The sequence below is a fragment of the Citricoccus muralis genome, from assembly GCF_029637705.1.
GTDB lineage: Bacteria > Actinomycetota > Actinomycetes > Actinomycetales > Micrococcaceae > CmP2.
The window spans coordinates 1,170,543-1,189,223 of sequence record NZ_CP121252.1; the positions used below are offsets into that span (position 1 = coordinate 1,170,543).

The following is an 18,681-nucleotide window of genomic DNA, read 5'->3' on the forward strand; positions in this document are numbered from 1 at the left end:
CGACGTGTCCGACGCTACCCCGCCGGCCGGCTTCGGCCGCCCTGACCTGACCGCCTTCGCTCGACTCGACGGCCTCGGTCTGAGCGTGACCGGACAACGACTTGAACCGGATCGTGCGGTCCTCGCGTGCCGCGTGGTGGAACCAGATCAGTGGTGCCGACGGTGCGGCAGCGAAGGCGCTGCTCGTGACACCGTGATCCGGCGGTTGGCCCACGAGCCGCTGGGCTGGCGACCGACCGTGCTGGAATTTGTAGTGCGCCGCTACCGCTGTGCCGACTGCGGACACGTGTGGCGCCAAGACACCAGCGCCGCGGCGGAGCCACGTGCGAAGCTCTCGCGCACCGGGCTGCGGTGGGCGCTGGAAGGGATCGTGGTCGCACACCTCACCGTCGCCCGTGTCGCCGAGGGACTCGGGGTCGCGTGGGACACCGCCAACAACGCGGTCCTGGCTGAAGGCAAGCGGCTGCTGATCAACGACCCCACGCGGTTTGAGGGCGTGAAGGTCGTTGGCGTCGATGAGCACGTCTGGCGCCACACCAGGCGTGGTGACAAGTACGTTACCGTGATCATCGACCTCACCCCGGTCCGCGATGGCGCCGGCCCAGCAAGACTGCTGGACATGGTCGATGGCCGGTCGAAGGCGGCGTTCAAGACCTGGCTCGCCGACCGCGACGACGCCTTCCGTGACGCGGTCGAGGTGGTCGCGATGGACGGCTTCACCGGGTTCAAGCCCGCCGCTGCAGAGGAGATCCAGGACGCGGTCACGGTGATGGATCCCTTCCACGTCGTGCGCCTGGCCGGTGACGCCCTCGACAGGTGCCGGCGCCGGGTCCAACTCGCGATCCACGGGCACCGTGGGTTCAGGGACGACCCGCTCTACAAGTCGCGGCGCACGCTGCACACCGGCGCGGACCTGCTCACCGACAAGCAGAGCGACAGGCTACGCGCGCTGTTCGTTGATGACGCTCACGTCGAGGTCGAGGCGACCTGGGGTGTCTACCAGCGCATGATCGCCGCCTATCGCCACGAGGACCGGCAACGTGGCCGCGAGCTCATGGAGAAGCTGATCACCGACCTCAGCGCCGGCGTCCCCAAGGTGCTCACCGAGCTCACCACCCTGGGCCGGACCCTGAAGAAGCGAGCCGCTGACGTGCTCGTCTACTTCGAACGACCTGGCACCAGCAACGGGCCGACCGAGGCGCTCAACGGACGGCTCGAACACCTGCGCGGCTCCGCACTCGGGTTCCGCAACCTGACCAACTACATCGCCCGAAGCCTGCTCGAGACCGGCGGCTTCAGACCCCAACTCCTACACCCCCGATTGGGATGAGCCGGTTTCTGACAGTAGTCAAAAGTTGTCGGCAGATTGCAGGACGCAGTAGTTGATTCTGCCCCATTGAAGACAAGCAACGGTGAATTAGAGTCCGAATGCCCCGCCGCTGATGAGGATGATGACTCCCAGCGCAATGAGCACAGTCGGGAATAGGATACTTTCCCAGCGTTCGAGGGCTTCGGCGATGGGTTTCCGTGATGTGAGCCAGCGGGCGGTGAAGACTAAGGTGGCGACCAGCAGTAGGAAGACTATGCAGAAGGCAAAGACAGAAGCCCAGCTGATGCTAACGAACACTGGCACATAGACCCCAATGTTGTCCCCGCCGTTGGCGAAGGTCACCAGCGCTACTGTGCCGACAGAGACCCGTTTGCCCTGTAGCTGAGCTTCGTCGTTGTCTTCCTCGCCTCGATTGCGCCATGACCGCCACGCGGCCCAAACACCAAGACCTAGGGGAATCAGCCCGAAATAAGGCAACAGTTCGTCAGGCAGAATCGCGTCCGCGCCTACGGCCACTATGACGGCAGTCCCCAAAATTGCGATGAACCCCAGGTATTGACCTAGCAGTATTCGGCGGGTGGTCCCTGGTTGGCCGTGACCTCGGCCGAAGAAGAGGGACAAGATGATGATGTCGTCGATGTTGGTGGCGATGAAGAGGACAACGGCCTGTGCAGCAGCAGTTATCATCAGGTCCGGCTGCCTGCCTGTGTGCATTCGGGAAGTGAGCAGTCTGGGTCGATGCAGGCAGCATTCTCATCAACAGCAAGCGTGACCTCCATCAGGTTGTTCAGCGCCCGGACAAGGTGGGAATCGGCGATTTCATACCGGGTTTGTCGGCCTTCGGGTTCAGAGACCACGATTCCGCAGTCTCGGAGACAGGCCAGGTGGTTCGACACATTGGTTCGGGTTAACCCCAGGTCGCGGGAGAGCTGTGCAGGGTAGCCAGGAGCTTCCAGCAAGGAGAGCAAAATTCGGGAACGAGTCGAATCCGCCATAGCTCGGCCAAGTCGGTTCATCACATCAAGGCGAGAAGAATTAGTCAGCATGTACTGACTATACAGCGAGTACTGACTTATTCAAGAATAGTCATTGTCGGTCTTTCCTCACGGCCTCCTGGGTGCAACTTCCTCGGCGACCACTAACGGTCGTTTCTGACCACTTATCGTTGCTGGCAGGCGGCGCTGCCGACATGTGACTTCTGCGTTTAAATGGCGGGGTTCTTCCGACGTTCCGTGGCAGGCCGGGGTCAGGTGACGCCGATGACCAGGGTGCTTTGGGCGGCTTCGATGACATCGTTGGTGATGGTGTCGAGTTCGTTTATCTTCAGCACGCGCTGGATCTGGGGGATGAGGCGTTCGAGCAGCCGGAAGTTGCCGCGGGTGACCCGCGCGATGGCGGCGATGGCTTGGGCGTCGGTGAAGTCTTCGGGGTCGAGGGTCTTGCCGAGGGAGCGCCAGTGTCGTTGCAGGACGAACAACAGTTCGTCCTGACCCAGGGGTCGGTATTGATGGGCGAACCCGACCCGGCTGTAGAACTGGGGGTAGTGGCTGAACTGCTTCTCCAGTCCGGGCATGCCGATCAGGATCAGTGCGATGTCGTCTCGGTCGTAGCGGTCGCGCAGCAGTTCCAGGGCGGCGGGGCGGAGCCGTTCGGACTCGTCGACGATGATCAGCTCCACGTAGTTCCTGCTGCGGCGCCATCCCCAGGTCTCGGGCGTGACGTCGCCGTGCGGCGCGAGGTGCTGTTCGATGCAGATGTTGGTGCGGGTGATGGCCTGATTGAGCTCATCCTTCAGGGTCCGCGGGGTGGTCAGCACGCTGGGGGTGTAGAGCACGGTGCGGCTCCGGTTCAGGGCGGCGTAGATCTTGGCGTCGTCGTCGGAGCGCGGCCCCCAGTAGGTCAGCAGATCGAGGGCCTTGTCCCAGTGCGCGTAGCGGCGCGCCGAGAGCGTCTTGCCCACTCCGGCCGACCCGAAGCACAGGCCGATGGTGTGGCCGCGGCGCACGGCGTCGGCGAACTCGGTGAAGCGGCGGTATTCTTTGGTGACGATGAAGCGCTGGCTCACCTCAGGTCCTCCTTGTAGACCTTCAACTTCCGTTTCGGCGTCTGCGCCGCCGCTGGTTCCTCCGCGGGAGGTGGTGTCTCGGTGGTGTGTGCGGCCACGACAGCGATGCGTTCGTTGATGCCGGCCCGTAGTGCCCGGCGTCTCGCGTTGCGAGCGGCCTGGATCTCTTTGAGGCTGACCTTCTGGTCGTGGTGCTCCTGGTTGACGGCCTTGCAGAGGAACTCGTCGTGGTCGAAGACGCGGATCTCGGTGATGTCGCGAGGGTCGTAACGGATCACGACCGACTGTCCGACCTAGCCGGCTAGGGTCGGGGAGACGTAGCGCAGGCCCTGGAATCGGATGCCATCGCGGCGCACGACGCGGGTCTTGGCCACGGTCAGCAACAGTCCGTCGAGAGCTTCCAGGCTCTCGGGCATGCGGGGCAGCCAGCCCTCGGCGATCCACGCGCTGCGCGGGGAGGTGCCGATCTCGCTGTGCGTGCGGTCGTTGTAGGTGGCCACGAACCTTTCGACGGCGGTGTCGAGCTCGGCCAGGGATAGTGTCGGTGTTGGCCAGGGCTGGCCTTCGCCGATGTATCCGGGCAGGTCGGCCAGCAGCTCGGTGTTGACGGTGCCGAAGAACCGCTCGATCTTGCCCCGGCCCTGGGGGCGGGCGACGGTGGAATGGATCAGCCGGATGTGGAGGTCGACGGCGGTGCCGGCGAGCTGGTGGCTGATGAAGTCGCTGCCGTGATCGACGTAGAGCACGTCCGGTAGGCCGCACATCGGCCAGGCCGGGTCGGCCTTGTGCCAGATCGCCTGCCGCAGCGCCAGCGCGGTGTTCATCGCCGACGGTGCGCCCAGGAAGACGGTATAGCCGCAGATCGCTCGGGAGCAGTCATCGAGGATGGTCGTCAACCACGGCCGGGCAGGTTTGCCATCGGTGCCGACTACCAGGATGTCGAGCAACGTGTGATCGGACTGCCACATCGCGTTGGGCCACTCCGCCTGCCGGCGCAGCACCAGCTCGTGCTTGTCGCGGTAGGACGCCGCGCCTTCCAGGGCGAGGGTGACCATGCCCGGGTCCAGGGCGCGCACGATCTCCCACACCACCGAATAGGACGGGACCGGCCACCCGTGGATGCCGCAGATGCCGGTGACCTTGCGATGGATCGTGGCGATAGCCGGCCGCGGCTTGCTCAGCGCCAGACCCTCGATCACGTGGACGAGATCGGTCGGCAAGCGGTGGGTGCCGGCGTCCATTCGCGGGGCCGTCTCCAGGCCCGCGTAGCCGTCGGTCCGGTAGCGGGCGTGCCAGCGCTCCAGGGTCCGCAGCCCGACGCCGGACTCGCGGGCCAGACGCGCGAGCGGAACCTCGTCCTCCACATGGAGCCGGAGAATGCGCCACCGCGCCGCAGCGTCCATCGCGCACCTACTGCACGCGGCTCTCGCGGCCACGCTGCGCGCGCTCAAGGGCACGGTAGACCGTGGAGCGGCCGACGCTGAACAGCTCGGCCAGCTCGCCCACGGTGTGCTCCTTGGCGGCATGCAGGTGGACGAGGTGAGCCTCCTGTCGTGGGGTGAGCTTCGGAGACTTCCCGCGCAGCCGGCCCTTGGCCTTGGCGACCTTCATCCCTTCGCGGGTGCGGGCGCGAATGAGGTCGGCTTCGAACTCGGCGACCATCGCCAGCACGTTAAACAGCAGTTTGCCCATCGGGTCCGTCGGGTCATACACCGATCCGGCGATGCTGAGTTTCACCTCGCGGGCCGCGAGGTCATCGGCAATCTCGTGAGCATCGCGCACCGAACGTGCCAACCGGTCGAGCTTGGTGACCACGAACGTGTCACCGGCCCGGCATGCCGCCAGCGCCTGCCGCAGCCCGGCGCGATCCGCGTTGCGGCCGGTCAGTCCGTGATCGACGTATATGCGCATCGCGTCGACACCGAGAGCGCTGAGGCCATCGCGCTGGGCGGTGAGGTCCTGTTCATCGGTGGAGACCCGGGCGTACCCGACCTTCAAAGCGGACATGCTTCTAAGTGTGTCATATAAGGCCCCGTCACCGAACAGTTCACCGGACGGGTCTTACGGGACACCTCGTCAGGCATGCTAGTAGGACTCCCATGTCGGGAGTGGGTGTGTCCGGTCGAGGTTCCCCATGCGGGACCCTCGGAAGTGTGCCGTCGAGGGACCGTCGCGAGGTGATCGATGGTGATCGGGTCACCGGCGGCGCGCAGCCGCAGCAACGGGACCAGCAGGGCGGTCTCCTCGGACCGGACGAGCCGGTCTGCCAGGTCGGTGGTCTGTCAGGTCGGTGGTGAGGATCGTCTCATTGAGTGCGTCCAGTTCTATTGGGGTGAGTGCGCGGTCAGGCGCAGCAGGACAGCTTCGAGACGTCGGCGGTGAAGGCCTTGGCGACGATGCGGATGCCTTCGGCCATGGTCAGGTATGGGGCCCACGCGTCGGCGACTTCTGCGATGGTCTTGCCGAGGATGTGGACGCCGGCGGCGGCGAGCTCGCCGGCGTCCTTGGCGACAGCGGTGAGACCGAGGATCTCGCCGGTGTCGGCGTTGGCGACCATCTTGATGAACCCACGCATGTCCCGGTTCACCAGCGCACGGGGCACGTACTCCAGTGGCAGGACGCGGCAGTCGCAGCGGATCCCGGCCGCGATGACCTCCTTCTCGGTCATCCCGACCGCGCCGATGGCGGGACCGGTGAACGTCACCCGAGGCATCCGTGTGTAGTCGACCGAAGTGTTGGCGTCGGTGAAGGCGTTCTCGGCGACGATCGTGCCGTGCCGGGCCGCGACATAGACGAACTCGGGGTGCCCGGTGACATCCCCGCCCGCCCAGACGCGGGGGTTGGCGGTCTGCAACTGGTCGGTGACCACGATCTGTCCGGCCTCGCCGGTCTTCACCCCCACGGCCTCGAGGTTGAGCCCCTCGGTGACCGGGCGGCGTCCGAGCGCGACGAGGATCTCGTCGGCACGGAACTCCTGCTCGCCGCCCGAGACCTCGGCCATGACGACGACCTGCCCGGTGACGGTATCGCGGGCAACGCGGGAGGGAACAGCGCGGCGGACCACCCGGATGCCCTCGTCGGCGAAGACTTCCTGCAATGATCTGGAAACCTCCGGCTCCTCCTTCGACGCCAGCCGAGAACGCACCAGCAGGGTCACCTTCGAGCCGAGCCGGGCGAACATCTGGGCCAGCTCCAGCGCCACGTAGCCACCGCCGAGCACCAGCAGCGAGTCGGGGCGCTCGGACAGTTCCATCGCCGACGTCGAGGTCAGGTACTCGACGCCGTCCAGCCCCTGGATGAGCGGGACCCAGGGACGGGTGCCGGTAGCGATCAGGTAATGGGCGGACTCGATGGTTTCCACGGTGCCTTCAGCGGCGGTGACCTCCAGCACAGGCGCATCCGGGGTGCCGGCGAAGGCCGCCTGGCCCTGGCGGACCGGCCAGCCGTAGGCTTCGGCCACGTCGAAGTACTTTTCACCCCGCATCGCCTCGACCAGGTCCTGCTTGCCACCCACCAGCCCGGGCATGTCGACCGCGCCCGCGGTGGCGGCGATCCCCGGGAACCGGGAGCCCGCGTCCGCGGCCACGTGGCGGGCCTCGGCGGCCGCTATCAGCGCCTTGGACGGCACGCACCCGGTGTTCACGCAGGTGCCGCCGAACGTGCCGCGCTCGACCATCACCACCGACTTGCCCAGCGTGGTGGCGCGGATCGCTGCGGCGAACGCCGCGCCACCCGACCCGATCACGGCCAGATCAATCTTCGACTGCATCCCGAACCCTCCCCGGACTGTTGAGAAATCCTCCTGATGCGGCGATACTAAAGCTTCCAGTACAGGGGAAGGTCAAGGGTGAGACCTGTGACACACGAGGGGTGAGGATGCGGATCGGGGAGCTCGCTGAAGCGGCCGGCACGACCACGAAGACTCTGCGGTTCTATGAAGACCAGGGGCTCTTGCCCCCGGCCGAGCGCACGCCCGGCGGCTACCGCGACTACACGACCGAGAGCCTCACCCGGATCGACTTCATCCACCGCGGCCAAGCCGCCGGACTCTCCCTCGCCCAGATCCGGCAGGTCCTCGACATCCGCGACCACGGCCAAGCTCCCTGCGATCACGTACGCGACCTGCTCGACGCACGCCTGACCGACATTGACCTGAAACTCAGACAGCTCCACGACCTGCGCGACACCCTCGCCGGGCTACGCGACCAGGCCGAGCACGTTGAGCCCGACACGTGCAGCTCCGACCAGGTCTGCCGGTACCTGTAGCCAAGCCCGACGCCGCACGGACACGCCATCGAGGGGTGGTGGTCGACCGAGCCCCAGCCGCACAGCTGGAACGTTCCGCCTCGACCTACTGACACGAAAGTGTCAGCGGCGCAGTGGGCATCGGAACTGCGCCCGAGGGACTCACAGCACGTATCGATCCGGGTGGGTCGACAGGGGTGAGGGTCGCCAACCCCGGTAGTCGTATGGGGATCCTCTTGCGGGACATTGTTCTCACTCCCAGCAAGCCTTGCCTGCGGGAGCGGAGACCGCCGCGGAGCGCCTGACGAACCCCGCCATTTAGCTCACAAAGTCACAGATCAGTGGAAATATGATCTGTGTGTCACGTAAACGAAGGTATAAGTGATGGAGGTTTGGCGATGCTGGTCGGATACATCCGAGTGTCGAAAGCCGACGGATCTCAAACCACGGATCTGCAACGGGATGCACTCACCGCCGCCGGCGTCGGCCCCGAACAGTTCTATGAAGACAAAGCCTCCGGTAAGAAGGACGACCGTCCGGAGCTCTTGGCTTGCCTGAAAGCTCTCCGGTCCGGTGACACCCTGATCGTGTGGAAACTCGACAGGCTCGGCCGAGACCTGCGCCACCTGGTCAACATCGTCCACGACCTCACCGACCGCGACATCGGGCTTAAAGTACTCACCGGACAAGGAGCAGCCATCGACACCACCACCGCTTCCGGAAAATTGGTGTTCGGCATCTTCGCTGCGCTGGCGGAGTTCGAACGAGAGCTCATCTCCGAGCGCACCAAGGCTGGGCTGACCTCAGCTCGTGCTCGTGGGCGGAAGGGCGGCCGGCCCTTCAAGATGACGCCGGCGAAAGTCCGATTGGCGATGGCTTCAATGGGCCAGCCGGGCACTCACGTCGGAGACCTATGCAAGGAACTCGGGGTCACGCGGCAGACCCTGTATCGCCACGTCTCTCCCACTGGTGAACTTCGGTCCGCCGGAAGCAAGCTACTGCAGCGGTGACTGGCCGCCTCTAGGTTCCCCCGCGCTCCAGGTCGAAGGCGTTATGAGAGCCGGTAGGTTGCTGTGGCAATCGGTTGAGGAAATTTCTCAGACGAGTTTGGAGCGGATGTCATTGGCGGTAGCTTTCGCTGTTGCTCCGACGCCGATGAGGGTGGCTGACCCTGGCCCGGTCCAGTCGCCGTAGCCGACGAGATAAAGGCCCGGGATACGTGTGGAAGCGGTCCCGTTCAGATCGATTGTTCCGTCGGATTCCCGGAGGTCGAGACGGCGTAGATGGCGCAACGCTGGACGGAAGCCGGTGCACCACACCACGGCCTCAATACAATGCGTTCTTCCGTTGGGCCAAACCACGCCGCCGGGACTGAAGTGCTCAAACATCGGTTGAGCGGTCAGCAACCCAGCATCACGTGCCCGCCTGACAGGTGGGACAGCGACGATGTCGCCCAGATCGCTTACCCCGCCGGGATCGGGCTGGCCTGTTGCTCTCGCGCGCACCTGCTGGCTTGCCACTCGGAACAATTCGCGCCCGTCGACGTCATCGGGCAGGTAGCGAGGCTCTCCGCGTAGACACCAGGTCACCTCGGCGCTGCCAACGAGGTCCGCTGCGATCTGAGCGCCGGAATTCGCCCCACCGACGACGAGCACGGAAGAGTTCTCGAACTGTTCTGGGCCGCGGTACCAGGCGCTGTGCACCTGGACTCCCTGGAACGTTGACTGCCCCGGCATGGACGGCCAGAACGGTTGAGACCAAGTGCCCGTCGTGTTCACGACGATGCGTGCCAGCCAGTCTTCGTAGTGCGTAGCTACGCGGAACCCCTCGGGCCCATGCTCGACGTGGTCGACCTGGATCGGCCGCCGCACGGGCAGTCGGTAGCGCTCCTCGTAGTCAGCGAGGTAGTCAATCACATGAGACGCGTCGGGGTTGGCGCGCGGCGACGCGGGCATCGGACGGCCCGGTAGCGATGAGTACTGTGCTGGTGAGAACAGGCGCAACGATGGCCAGGTGCTCTGCCATGCGCCCCCTGACCTTTCGCGGTCGTCAAGGATCACGAACGACAGGCCGGCACGACGAAGATAGTAACCGATCGCCAGCCCTGCTTGTCCGCCCCCGATGACTACGACATCGACGCGCTCAGTCACTCTCGGTCCGCCCCCGTAGCGGTCAGTCCAGCGACAAGAATTGACGCAGCTCTGCGAATGCTTCGCGCACGACGGTGTAATGGGCCCATTTCCCGCGCTGCTCTCGGGTCAGGAGGCCTGCTTCGACGAGTTTCTTGAGGTGGTGGCTGATCGTGGGCTGGCTGATGTCGAGGACGTCGATCAGGTCGCAGGCGCACACTGCGTCGCAGCCTTGGGCCGCCACATGCGACAAGACGCGCAATCGCGTCGGATCGGACAGCGCCTTGAGCTTCTTCGCCATCCGGTCGGCATCTGAGACCCCTAGCGGGGACGCGTCCAACGCACAGCATTCGGTCGCGGCTCCGAGACGCAGCTCACTGGTTTCCACTGAAGTACTCATCACACCATCATACATTGACGCTCATCGATGCATGCGCTTAGTCTGTTCCATAGACATCCATCGATACAAGGAGCTTAGTGCCGATGAGCACCACTGCAACAACGGCTGCGCAGAACGCGGTGCCGGTGGCGAAGGAGATGTCCTTCCTGGACCGGTGGCTGGCGGTGTGGATCCTGATTGCGATGGCCGTGGGTCTGCTGCTGGGGCGCTTCGTGCCCGGGCTCGACACGGCCTTGGACTCTGTGAAGGTCGGTGGGATCTCCGTGCCGATCGCGATCGGTCTGCTGGTCATGATGTATCCGGTGCTGGCGAAGGTCCGCTACGACGAGATGCACCGGGTGACCGGGGACCGGAAGCTGCTGGCTCTGTCGCTGTTCCTCAACTGGGTCGTCGGTCCGGCCTTCATGTTCACGCTCGCCTGGGTCTTCCTGCCCGACCTGCCGGAGTTCCGCACCGGACTGATCATCGTCGGCCTGGCCCGCTGCATCGCCATGGTCTTCATCTGGAACGACCTCGCCTGCGGCGACAGAGAGGCTGCCGCGGTGCTGGTTGCCATCAATTCCGTCTTCCAGGTTGTGGCCTTCGGTGCGCTGGGCTGGTTCTATCTGCAGGTGCTGCCGTCCTGGCTGGGACTGGAGACGACTTCGGCGCAGTTCTCCGTGTGGGCGATCGTGGCATCGGTGCTCGTCTTCCTCGGCATCCCGCTGCTGGCGGGCTTCCTCACCCGCGTATTCGGGGAGAGAGCCAAGGGCCGGGAGTGGTATGAGGAGACGTTCCTGCCGAAGATCGGCCCCTGGGCACTCTATGGGCTGCTGTTCACGATCGTGCTGCTGTTCGCGATGCAGGGTGAGGCGATCACATCGCAGCCTCTGGACGTGGCGCGGATGGCGGTGCCGTTGCTGCTGTACTTCGTGCTCATGTTTGCAATCAGCCTGTTCGCGTCGAAAGCGGTGGGGCTGAACTACGCGAAGTCGACCAGCGTGGCCTTCACCGCCTCGGGAAACAACTTCGAACTGGCCATCGCCGTGTCGATCGGCACCTTCGGTATCACCTCGGGCCAGGCGTTGGCGGGAGTCGTCGGCCCGTTGATCGAGGTCCCCGTCCTCGTCGGCCTCGTCTACGTCGCTCTCTGGCTTGGGCCCAAGCTTTTTCGCAACGACCCGACCGTCCCGAACCGTGCAGTCGCGGGGGTGCGATCATGACCGGCAAGCCCAGCGTGCTGTTCGTCTGCGTCAAGAACGGCGGCAAGTCGCAGATGGCCGCGGCCCTGCTGCGCCACCGCGCTGGCGACACGGTTGAGGTCCACTCGGCAGGCACCGCGCCGGGCGGCTCTCTCAACAGCCTCTCCGCAGAAGCGGTCGCCGAAGCAGGAGCCGATATGGCGGATGAGCAGCCCAAACCGATTGACCCGGAGCTGCTGCGCCGCGTCGATCGAGTCGTCGTGCTCGGCCAGGAGGCCCACGTGGAGCCCGTCGCGGGCATGACGGCCACCATCGAGACGTGGACGACCGATGAGCCCTCCGAGCGCGGCATCGAAGGACTTGAGCGGATGCGCCTGGTCTGTGGCGACATCGACGCCCGCGTCCGTGCCCTGCACGCCGAACTCCTCCCCCGCTGACCCCACCCCCTGATTGGAAGACACCCCATGACTTCTGCACCCAAGCCCAGCGTCCTCTTCGTCTGTGTCCACAACGCCGGCCGCTCCCAGATAGCGGCGGGTTACCTCACCGCTTTGGCCGGTGACCGGATCGAGGTCCGCTCGGCCGGCTCCGAACCTGCCGACCAGATCAACCCGGTCGCCGTGGAGGCAATGGCCGAAGAAGACATCGACATCACCGCAGCGTCCCCGAAGGTGCTGACCACCGAGGCGGTGCAGGCCTCCGATGTCGTGATCACCATGGGCTGCGGCGACGCCTGCCCGATCTTCCCCGGCAAGCGCTACGAGGACTGGGAACTGACCGACCCGGCAGGCAAGGGCATCGACGACGTCCGCGTGGTCCGCGACGACATCAAGTCCCGTATCCAGCAGCTGATCAGCGAACTGATTCCGACACCGACCGCATCGAACTGAGACGACGACACGATGACGAACTCACCTCTCGACACGACCGATGAGCTGATCATCATTGGTTCCGGTCCCGCCGGTTATACCGCTGCCATCTATGCCGCCCGTGCGGGATTGTCCCCGCGCGTGATCGCCGGGTCTGTCACACACGGTGGTGCTCTCATGAATACCACTGACGTGGAGAACTTCCCCGGCTTCCCCGGCGGCATTCAGGGCCCGGACTTGATGATGGGTCTGAGCGCGCAGGCCAGCAGATTCGGTGCCCGCATCGAATACGACGACGTCACCGCCGTGGAACTCACCGGGACTCTGAAAGAGGTCACCACCCTGGCAGGGGCGACGTACCGCGCACCTGCGGTGATCGTGGCGACCGGTTCGGCGTACAAGGAACTTGGTCTGCCCGAAGAGAAGCGACTCACCGGGCACGGCGTGTCCTGGTGTGCCACCTGTGACGGGTTCTTCTTCCGCGACCAGCACCTCGTGGTCGTCGGTGGTGGGGACTCCGCGATGGAAGAAGCTCTCTTCCTCACCCGCTTCGCCCAGACAGTGACCATCGTGGTCCGCCGAGACACCCTGCGCGCCTCGAAGATCATGGCCGAGCGGGCCCGGGAGAACGAGAAGATCCGCTTCGTCTACAACAGCCACATCACCACCATCCACGGCGAAGACAAGGTCACCGGAGTATCCCTGATGGACTCCGTGTCTGGGCAGACCACCTATCTCGACGCCACCGGGGTGTTCGTCGCCATCGGACACCTGCCCCGCACCGAACTCCTCCGCGGCCAGCTGGATCTGGACCCGGACGGATACATCCTCGTCGACGCTCCGACCACCCACACCAACCTGCCCGGCGTCTTCGCCTGCGGCGACGCGGTCGATCACCGCTACCGCCAAGCCATCACCGCAGCCGGCACCGGCTGCTCAGCGGCGCTGGACGCCGAGCGCTACCTCGCCACTATCGCACCACCGGCCCTCACCCCCGTCCTTCAGGAGATCAGCCATGCGTGACCTCGCGAGTGCCCACCAGGATCTGCCCGTCGTCATCATCGGTGCCGGTCCCGTCGGACTGGCCGCCGCCGCCCATGTCCGCGAACGAGGCCTCACCCCTGTGGTCCTCGAAGCCGGAGACACCGTGGCTGCAGCAATCCGCACATGGGGGCACACCCGACTGTTCTCGCCGTGGCGCTACAACATTGATGAAGCCGCCAGGCGCTTATTGGAGCCCAACGGGTGGCAGGAGCCAGACCTCGACGCCCTGCCCACCGGCCACGAACTCGTCGACGACTACCTGACCCCGCTGTCAGCAGCACTGGGCCACGTCATCCGCACCAGCACCCGGGTCGTTGCGGTCTCTCGCCAGGGCATCGACAAGACCCGCAGCCAGAACCGCGACAACACGCCGTTCCTCGTCCGCATCGCCCAGACAGATGGCTCATACGACGACGTGCAGGCCCGCAGCGTCATCGACGCCTCCGGCACCTGGGAGCAGCCCAATCCGCTGGGACGATCAGGTCTTCCCGCACCCGGAGAAGCCGAGGCCGCGGCGCGTGGTCTCATCACGCAGCCCCTGCCGGCCGTCACGGATGCCCATCGCGATCGATTCGCCGGCCGTCACATCCTCGTGATCGGTGCCGGACATTCGGCAGCGAACACACTGCTCGACCTAGCCGAACTGGCCCAGGACGCCCCGGAGACCCGGATCAGCTGGGCGGTCCGCTCTGCTGACGTCACCGGCGTCTACGGCGGAGAAGACCGCGATGAACTCGCCGCACGTGGAGCACTCGGGTCCCGCCTGCGCGCACTCGTCGAATCCGGCGTCATCGACGTCCACACGACGTTCACGATCTCCGGCTTCGAAGCTGCCGGTGACCAGCTCCGAGTCCTCGCAACCGGGTCTGCCGGGCCCGAGGAGCTGAGGGTCGACCTGCTCGTGCCGGCCACCGGCTTCCGCCCGGACTTGTCGATGCTGGCCGAGCTGCGCCTCGAACTCGATCCCGCAGTGGAGGCTCCCCGCCAGCTTGGACCGCTCATCGACCCGGAGTTCCATTCCTGCGGCAGCGTCGAGCCGCACGGCGAGAGCGTCCTGTCCCATCCCGAAGCAGGCTTCTACATCGTGGGTATGAAGAGCTACGGTCGGGCGCCGACGTTCCTCATGGCCACCGGATACGAGCAGGTCCGCTCCATCGCCGCGGCGATGGCCGGTGACCGTGCCGCCGCGGACGAGGTGCACCTCAACCTTCCGGAGACCGGTGTGTGCAGCACCGACCTCGGTGGATCCTGTGACGCGCCCGCAGAACCCCAGCTGGTGACGATCGGCGCACCTGCTGCCGCCTCGTGCTGCTGAGACTGAAAGGACGTGGCCATGACCGCCGAAACCCCGCCCCTCGATACCCGGGTTCTCCAGCGCACAGCTGCTGATCTCTCGCGCGTCTACGAGGGGACCTTCTCCCCGGAAACAGTTGAGCGATACGTCTTTGAGTCCTACACGACCCTCTCGCGAACAGCGAAGATCCGCACCTACCTCGCGATCCTCGCTGAACGCTTCGCCACCGACCGTCTGCGAGCTTTGGCCATCGCACAAGGGAAGATCGCGACGACTGTTCCTCAGGTTCTTTTCGTTTGTGTGCACAACGTCGGCCGGTCGCAGATTGCAGCCGCGCTGCTGTCCCACCTGGCTGGTACCGCCGTAGAAGTCCGTTCTGCCGGCTCACTGCCCGGCTCCGAAATCCACCCACTTGTCATCGAAGCGCTGGAAAGTCGCGGCATTGATCTTGCCGGAGCCTTCCCGAAACCACTGACCGATGATGTCGTCCGCGCCGCCGACTACGTCATCACCATGGGCTGCGGTGACGCCTGCCCCATCTACCCAGGCAAGCGCTACCTCGATTGGGAACTCGCCGACCCCGCCGAAGAAACACCCGAACGGGTACACGACATCGTTGACCAGATCGAGGACCACGTCCGCAGCCTGTGGGCCGACATCCAGACGTGAGTGCGTGCCTTGCGTGAGGAGCCAGCGTGTCTCGTTGGCTCCTCACCGTTCCACCTGCGCACGACCTGCCCCGACATACTGGAGTCATGAGACCTTTGCCAGGTTCCCCACACAGTCTCGCCCATGACTGACCGTCTCCGTGGTGGTCTCGTCGCACTCTGCATCGCCGAGACCACCAGCTGGGGGCTGCTGTACTACTCACTGCCCGTCGCTGTCGCGCCCATCTCCGAGGACACGGGGTGGAGCCACACCGCGATCACAGCTGCCCTGTCCGTGGGCCTGCTCGTGTCCGCGATCGCCGGTATCCGCGTCGGCAGAATCCTGGACACTCAGGGGCCACGCACCGTCATGACGCTGGGAGCACTCATCGGAGTGCTCTCCCTGGTGCTCGTCGCGTGGTCTCCGAACCTGCCAATGTTCTACCTTGCATGGCTGCTGGCAGGGTTCGCCCAATCCGCAGTTCTCTACCCGCCCGCGTTCGCTGTCATCACACGCTGGTACGGTCCCCAGCGCGTCGTCCCGTTGACGACCTTGACTCTTGTCGCGGGACTGGCCTCCACGATCTTCGCTCCGATCGTGGCCTATCTCATCGATCAGGTCGGGTGGCGGACCAGTTACCTCATCATGGCCGGCATCCTCGCTGCTGTGACTGTGCCACTGCACGCCTTCTTCCTTAATAGCTCCTGGACAGACAACATCACCCACTCTGCTCACGGGTCGAAAGCCCACGTCCGCGCCATCACCCGCACTCCGCGCTTCGTCATCCTGCAGATCACCATGGCGCTGGCGACGTTCACTCTTTTCGCCGTCACGATCAACATCATCCCCGTACTCCTGGAACGAGGGATCTCTTACAGCACCGCTGCCCTCACCCTCGGTCTCATTGGTGCCGGGCAGGTGATCGGACGAATCGGCTACTCGAGATTGGCCAGATCTACCGCTGCGCACACGCGCACCGCACTCATCTTCGGTCTTGGTGCTAACGGGCTCTGGCTTCTGGCGTACGTCCCCGGTCCCGCCGCACTCCTCATCGCCATCGCTGTCTTGCTCGGCGCTGTCCGTGGATGCCACACCCTGCTGCAAGCCACTGCTGTCTCTGACAGATGGGGCACACAGAACTTCGGCACGATCAACGGTGTCTTCACCGCGCCAATGACCGCTGTCGGTGCCCTGGCTCCCGTTTCTGGCCCAGCCCTTGCCAGTGTGCTCGGCAGCTACTCAGCTATGGCAGTTGTCATGGCCGTGATACTGACTGTTGCGGCACTCTCTTCCATGCGTTCCTGACCTCTGGTCAATCTGCGCCGAGTGGAGAGTGCGCTGACGCGATTGCACTCGACTTCTGAATTCAATGCAGACAGCTTCTGAAACTGACAACACTCGTAGGGGACTGGCTTACGCTCGAGCGCAAGGTCGAGTGGGTGGACGCCCCACGGTGATGTCCGAGCAACGTAGACGTGCAGCTGAGGATCTGAAGGCCCAAGGCCATAGCCTCAACGAGATCGCGGCCGCGCTAGGAGTCAGCCGGTCTAGCGTCTGGAGAGCGCTGAACCGTGTTGATTGAGTCGGCTCTGGTTTGTAAGTCTGTCATCCGTACTTGCCCCGCGCCCTGTTGTGCTTCTTGATCGCCTCTAAATGGGCGTTCAGCACGCGTCTTTCGACGTGGTGTGCGTCCATCCAGGCGGTGCGGGTGACCCACCGGTTGACCTCCCACTCGGCCTGGACCATCGTTTGCGTCCAGGCGATCGCGTATCCGTCGAAAGTTGCGCCCTCGTCGTTGGTGACCGTCACTGCTATGGGTTCAGATGCTTGAGTTACATGCCCAACTGGGTTTCCATGCTCATAGATCATGCGTCCTATTATAGGTGGGCGTGTCCGACAAGGCATTTCGATCCCTGCGTATTAGATGCTCTTGAGGCTCATGATTCCAGTAATGGTGACACTCACGATGATGGCGGCCACTACGACGATCACGAGCCACGTGATATTCCTCTGAGTGAAGGTCCCCGGACGATACGCATTCCTCCGCAGAAATGCCGCAACGGAGGCGAACGCTGTAGCGACGAATACACCCCTGATTCCAGCTACAACACTCACAGTCAGCGTCACCGCTGCCACGAATGAGAAGTAGGTGGCGATTCCCAAGGTGACGAACATCAGTACCTTGTGGGTTCCTGAAGTTCCTGGAAGCTGGACTCTGACTGGCTGCTCACTAATCCGGATCCTTCTCATCGGCTATTGTTTTCCAATCCTGGCCATCCGTTGACTGCTCCCACACCAACCCGGCATCTTCAGGTGTGCCGACGACTGTCGCGGACAGTTCTGCTTTCCCCGTGGCCATGGATCCGAATTCGAGTCCCACGTGGGCGTCGGGGAGCGGTGCATCTGCTCTCAGACCGATGGGAGACGACACGGCAAGCCGTTCGCCTTTCGCGCTCACTGCAGCGGCTCGCACATATCGGACACCGGTTTCTGGCCGGTCTACCAGCTCGGCGCGTCGGATCGTGGAGGCATGCACGCGCCAGTCTGTCTCGTTGTAGTCACGTTCGTAGGCGCCGATGCCTGATTTGTATCCGGTGGGCTCTTGGTGGCCACCGTTGTTCGCGCACCCGGCTTTCTCCGTCATGGCGCGAACCCGGTAGAGCATCTGTTGTAGATTCGGGTGCCACATCATCATGGGGGAGAGCCCTGGAGCTTGTTCTTCCCACACCTTGTATTCCATGCACATCGCCGCGTAGAGTTCCGCGGTGATGTCAGGGTGGTGATACCAACAATCCGGGATTTCCTGGGCGCTGACCCGGTACTCGTGGATGAGCCAGTCCACCCATCGCCGCAACCCGTTCCAGGCGTCCCACTGCTGCTCCGGGGGAATCTCTCTCCACCGGACACCAAACCAGGCCGGCGGCCCCTCCGCCAGCAGCTCCGCTGCGATCTCCGGGTCCATATGCGGTAAAGGCGTCCCCACCCCGGGCCTTTTGTTCTGGCCGGTTTCCGAGTTCTCCCGCACTTCGGTGTCGAGGTCTTCGTCTTCCACCCACGGACTACTCATAGTGTGATGCGCTCCTGACCTGTTTCTTGATCGTAGAATTGCCACGTCTGAGGACGCCCGCCGTTCAAGGGGAAACGCCACAGCAGTGCCCGAAAACAATCTCGGCAATGCCCGACCGCCCACGCATCAGTCTCATCGTCGAGCAGATAGTGCTCGGCAGTGAGCCGATGGCCACCGAGGCCAGCAGCGAAACAATCAGGACGCGAGAGCATCCTGTGAGCCTCCTCCCGGGTCTCCGGGGCTCGGATCATTCCCCATTGTTCGCGCAAGAACTCGGCGGCATCGCGGGTCTCGATTTCGACCCATCGGCGCATCAGATGGTTGTTCAACGAAGCCGGGGGCGACTGCACGTCGTGCGGACTGACACCTTGCCACATCACCTCATCCAAGAACGGAGTCATCTCCGCTG

The 18,681-nt window shown here is 64.4% G+C and carries 22 protein-coding genes and 1 pseudogene; 11 read left to right on the top strand and 12 right to left on the bottom strand.

Going from position 1 to position 18,681, the window contains the following annotated elements:
* Positions 1 to 4: 4 nt before the first annotated feature.
* Entirely contained in the window at positions 5 to 1,330 is a 1,326-nt protein-coding gene (locus P8192_RS05320; RefSeq protein ID WP_278159110.1) for an ISL3-like element ISPfr2 family transposase, read from the top strand.
* Positions 1,331 to 1,417: 87 nt separating this feature from the next.
* Here the strand turns inward: P8192_RS05320 and P8192_RS05325 are convergent, their stop codons facing one another.
* From P8192_RS05325 to merA, 6 genes and pseudogenes are all read right to left on the bottom strand, one after another.
* On the bottom strand, positions 1,418 to 2,020 hold the full coding sequence (locus P8192_RS05325; RefSeq protein WP_278159747.1) for a cadmium resistance transporter: 603 nt from the start codon (positions 2,018 to 2,020) through the stop codon (positions 1,418 to 1,420).
* The gene (gene cmtR, locus P8192_RS05330) at positions 2,017 to 2,376 is read right to left on the bottom strand and encodes a Cd(II)/Pb(II)-sensing metalloregulatory transcriptional regulator CmtR (RefSeq protein WP_278159112.1); all 360 of its coding nucleotides are present in this window, start codon (positions 2,374 to 2,376) and stop codon (positions 2,017 to 2,019) included. The genes P8192_RS05325 and cmtR overlap by 4 nt, the downstream gene beginning before the upstream one ends.
* A gap of 200 nt (positions 2,377 to 2,576) precedes the next feature.
* Entirely contained in the window at positions 2,577 to 3,395 is an 819-nt protein-coding gene (locus P8192_RS05335) for an AAA family ATPase (protein ID WP_278159114.1), read from the bottom strand.
* Positions 3,392 to 4,921: pseudogene (locus tag P8192_RS05340) on the bottom strand (Mu transposase C-terminal domain-containing protein). The gene P8192_RS05335 and the pseudogene P8192_RS05340 overlap by 4 nt, the downstream one beginning before the upstream one ends.
* Complete coding sequence (locus P8192_RS05345; RefSeq protein ID WP_278159115.1) at positions 4,806 to 5,402, bottom strand: recombinase family protein; 597 nt, start codon at positions 5,400 to 5,402, stop codon at positions 4,806 to 4,808. Before P8192_RS05345 ends, P8192_RS05340 begins: the two are co-directional and overlap by 116 nt.
* Before the next feature lie 337 nt (positions 5,403 to 5,739).
* Entirely contained in the window at positions 5,740 to 7,164 is a 1,425-nt protein-coding gene (merA, locus tag P8192_RS05350; RefSeq protein WP_278159117.1) for a mercury(II) reductase, read from the bottom strand.
* Positions 7,165 to 7,271: 107 nt separating this feature from the next.
* Between merA and P8192_RS05355 the strand changes: the two genes are divergently transcribed.
* Positions 7,272 to 7,661, top strand: a complete 390-nt coding sequence (locus P8192_RS05355; protein WP_019157843.1) for a heavy metal-responsive transcriptional regulator — start codon at positions 7,272 to 7,274, stop codon at positions 7,659 to 7,661.
* A gap of 377 nt (positions 7,662 to 8,038) precedes the next feature.
* Positions 8,039 to 8,650, top strand: coding sequence for a recombinase family protein (locus tag P8192_RS05360; RefSeq protein ID WP_019157853.1), 612 nt, complete (start codon positions 8,039 to 8,041; stop codon positions 8,648 to 8,650).
* A gap of 87 nt (positions 8,651 to 8,737) precedes the next feature.
* Here the strand turns inward: P8192_RS05360 and P8192_RS05365 are convergent, their stop codons facing one another.
* Positions 8,738 to 9,790, bottom strand: a complete 1,053-nt coding sequence (locus P8192_RS05365; RefSeq protein WP_083882698.1) for an ArsO family NAD(P)H-dependent flavin-containing monooxygenase — start codon at positions 9,788 to 9,790, stop codon at positions 8,738 to 8,740.
* A 22-nt stretch (positions 9,791 to 9,812) separates the two neighbouring features.
* Complete coding sequence (locus tag P8192_RS05370) at positions 9,813 to 10,169, bottom strand: ArsR/SmtB family transcription factor (RefSeq protein WP_040364631.1); 357 nt, start codon at positions 10,167 to 10,169, stop codon at positions 9,813 to 9,815.
* 83 nt (positions 10,170 to 10,252) lie between these two features.
* Here P8192_RS05370 and arsB point away from each other — a divergent pair, with 83 nt between their 5' ends.
* The 8 genes from arsB (at position 10,253) to P8192_RS14500 (ending at position 16,787) form a co-directional block, all read left to right on the top strand.
* Positions 10,253 to 11,371, top strand: a complete 1,119-nt coding sequence (arsB, locus tag P8192_RS05375) for an ACR3 family arsenite efflux transporter (RefSeq protein WP_278159749.1) — start codon at positions 10,253 to 10,255, stop codon at positions 11,369 to 11,371.
* Complete coding sequence (locus tag P8192_RS05380) at positions 11,368 to 11,787, top strand: low molecular weight phosphatase family protein (protein WP_278159126.1); 420 nt, start codon at positions 11,368 to 11,370, stop codon at positions 11,785 to 11,787. Before arsB ends, P8192_RS05380 begins: the two co-directional genes overlap by 4 nt.
* 27 nt (positions 11,788 to 11,814) lie before the next feature.
* Positions 11,815 to 12,240, top strand: coding sequence for an arsenate reductase ArsC (locus P8192_RS05385; protein ID WP_019157849.1), 426 nt, complete (start codon positions 11,815 to 11,817; stop codon positions 12,238 to 12,240).
* A 12-nt stretch (positions 12,241 to 12,252) separates the two neighbouring features.
* Positions 12,253 to 13,242 carry a thioredoxin-disulfide reductase gene (gene trxB / locus P8192_RS05390; RefSeq protein WP_278159129.1) on the top strand — a complete coding sequence of 330 codons (990 nt, stop codon included), beginning with the start codon at positions 12,253 to 12,255 and terminating at the stop codon, positions 13,240 to 13,242.
* The gene (locus tag P8192_RS05395) at positions 13,235 to 14,578 is read left to right on the top strand and encodes an FAD-dependent oxidoreductase (protein ID WP_019157847.1); all 1,344 of its coding nucleotides are present in this window, start codon (positions 13,235 to 13,237) and stop codon (positions 14,576 to 14,578) included. Before trxB ends, P8192_RS05395 begins: the two co-directional genes overlap by 8 nt.
* Before the next feature lie 18 nt (positions 14,579 to 14,596).
* On the top strand, positions 14,597 to 15,226 hold the full coding sequence (locus tag P8192_RS05400; protein ID WP_019157846.1) for an arsenate reductase ArsC: 630 nt from the start codon (positions 14,597 to 14,599) through the stop codon (positions 15,224 to 15,226).
* 123 nt (positions 15,227 to 15,349) lie between these two features.
* Positions 15,350 to 16,510, top strand: a complete 1,161-nt coding sequence (locus P8192_RS05405; protein WP_278159132.1) for an MFS transporter — start codon at positions 15,350 to 15,352, stop codon at positions 16,508 to 16,510.
* Between the two features lie 151 nt (positions 16,511 to 16,661).
* Positions 16,662 to 16,787 carry a helix-turn-helix domain-containing protein gene (locus tag P8192_RS14500; RefSeq protein WP_431521146.1) on the top strand — a complete coding sequence of 42 codons (126 nt, stop codon included), beginning with the start codon at positions 16,662 to 16,664 and terminating at the stop codon, positions 16,785 to 16,787.
* A 23-nt stretch (positions 16,788 to 16,810) separates the two neighbouring features.
* Here P8192_RS14500 and P8192_RS05410 read toward each other — a convergent pair whose 3' ends face one another.
* The 4 genes from P8192_RS05410 to P8192_RS05425 are packed head-to-tail and all read right to left on the bottom strand — an operon-like array spanning position 16,811 to position 18,673.
* Complete coding sequence (locus P8192_RS05410) at positions 16,811 to 17,074, bottom strand: hypothetical protein (protein WP_278159134.1); 264 nt, start codon at positions 17,072 to 17,074, stop codon at positions 16,811 to 16,813.
* 51 nt (positions 17,075 to 17,125) lie between these two features.
* Positions 17,126 to 17,380, bottom strand: coding sequence for a hypothetical protein (locus P8192_RS05415; RefSeq protein ID WP_278159136.1), 255 nt, complete (start codon positions 17,378 to 17,380; stop codon positions 17,126 to 17,128).
* A 55-nt stretch (positions 17,381 to 17,435) separates the two neighbouring features.
* Positions 17,436 to 18,272, bottom strand: a complete 837-nt coding sequence (locus tag P8192_RS05420) for a hypothetical protein (RefSeq protein ID WP_278159138.1) — start codon at positions 18,270 to 18,272, stop codon at positions 17,436 to 17,438.
* Entirely contained in the window at positions 18,269 to 18,673 is a 405-nt protein-coding gene (locus tag P8192_RS05425; RefSeq protein WP_278159140.1) for a hypothetical protein, read from the bottom strand. The genes P8192_RS05420 and P8192_RS05425 overlap by 4 nt, the downstream gene beginning before the upstream one ends.
* Positions 18,674 to 18,681: the final 8 nt, after the last annotated feature.

Excerpts from the sequence above, each read along its gene's own strand:
- cmtR (WP_278159112.1), bottom strand. The coding sequence starts at position 2,376 with ATGCTGACTAATTCTTCTCGCCTTGATGTGATGAACCGACTTGGCCGA.
- P8192_RS05345 (WP_278159115.1), bottom strand. The coding sequence starts at position 5,402 with ATGTCCGCTTTGAAGGTCGGGTACGCCCGGGTCTCCACCGATGAACAG.
- merA (WP_278159117.1), bottom strand. The coding sequence starts at position 7,164 with ATGCAGTCGAAGATTGATCTGGCCGTGATCGGGTCGGGTGGCGCGGCG.
- P8192_RS05355 (WP_019157843.1), top strand. The coding sequence starts at position 7,272 with ATGCGGATCGGGGAGCTCGCTGAAGCGGCCGGCACGACCACGAAGACT.
- P8192_RS05360 (WP_019157853.1), top strand. The coding sequence starts at position 8,039 with ATGCTGGTCGGATACATCCGAGTGTCGAAAGCCGACGGATCTCAAACC.
- P8192_RS05370 (WP_040364631.1), bottom strand. The coding sequence starts at position 10,169 with ATGAGTACTTCAGTGGAAACCAGTGAGCTGCGTCTCGGAGCCGCGACC.
- arsB (WP_278159749.1), top strand. The coding sequence starts at position 10,253 with ATGAGCACCACTGCAACAACGGCTGCGCAGAACGCGGTGCCGGTGGCG.
- P8192_RS05380 (WP_278159126.1), top strand. The coding sequence starts at position 11,368 with ATGACCGGCAAGCCCAGCGTGCTGTTCGTCTGCGTCAAGAACGGCGGC.
- P8192_RS05385 (WP_019157849.1), top strand. The coding sequence starts at position 11,815 with ATGACTTCTGCACCCAAGCCCAGCGTCCTCTTCGTCTGTGTCCACAAC.
- trxB (WP_278159129.1), top strand. The coding sequence starts at position 12,253 with ATGACGAACTCACCTCTCGACACGACCGATGAGCTGATCATCATTGGT.
- P8192_RS05395 (WP_019157847.1), top strand. The coding sequence starts at position 13,235 with ATGCGTGACCTCGCGAGTGCCCACCAGGATCTGCCCGTCGTCATCATC.
- P8192_RS05400 (WP_019157846.1), top strand. The coding sequence starts at position 14,597 with ATGACCGCCGAAACCCCGCCCCTCGATACCCGGGTTCTCCAGCGCACA.
- P8192_RS05405 (WP_278159132.1), top strand. The coding sequence starts at position 15,350 with ATGACTGACCGTCTCCGTGGTGGTCTCGTCGCACTCTGCATCGCCGAG.
- P8192_RS14500 (WP_431521146.1), top strand. The coding sequence starts at position 16,662 with ATGTCCGAGCAACGTAGACGTGCAGCTGAGGATCTGAAGGCCCAAGGC.
- P8192_RS05410 (WP_278159134.1), bottom strand. The coding sequence starts at position 17,074 with ATGATCTATGAGCATGGAAACCCAGTTGGGCATGTAACTCAAGCATCT.
- P8192_RS05415 (WP_278159136.1), bottom strand. The coding sequence starts at position 17,380 with ATGTTCGTCACCTTGGGAATCGCCACCTACTTCTCATTCGTGGCAGCG.
- P8192_RS05420 (WP_278159138.1), bottom strand. The coding sequence starts at position 18,272 with ATGAGTAGTCCGTGGGTGGAAGACGAAGACCTCGACACCGAAGTGCGG.
- P8192_RS05425 (WP_278159140.1), bottom strand. The coding sequence starts at position 18,673 with ATGACTCCGTTCTTGGATGAGGTGATGTGGCAAGGTGTCAGTCCGCAC.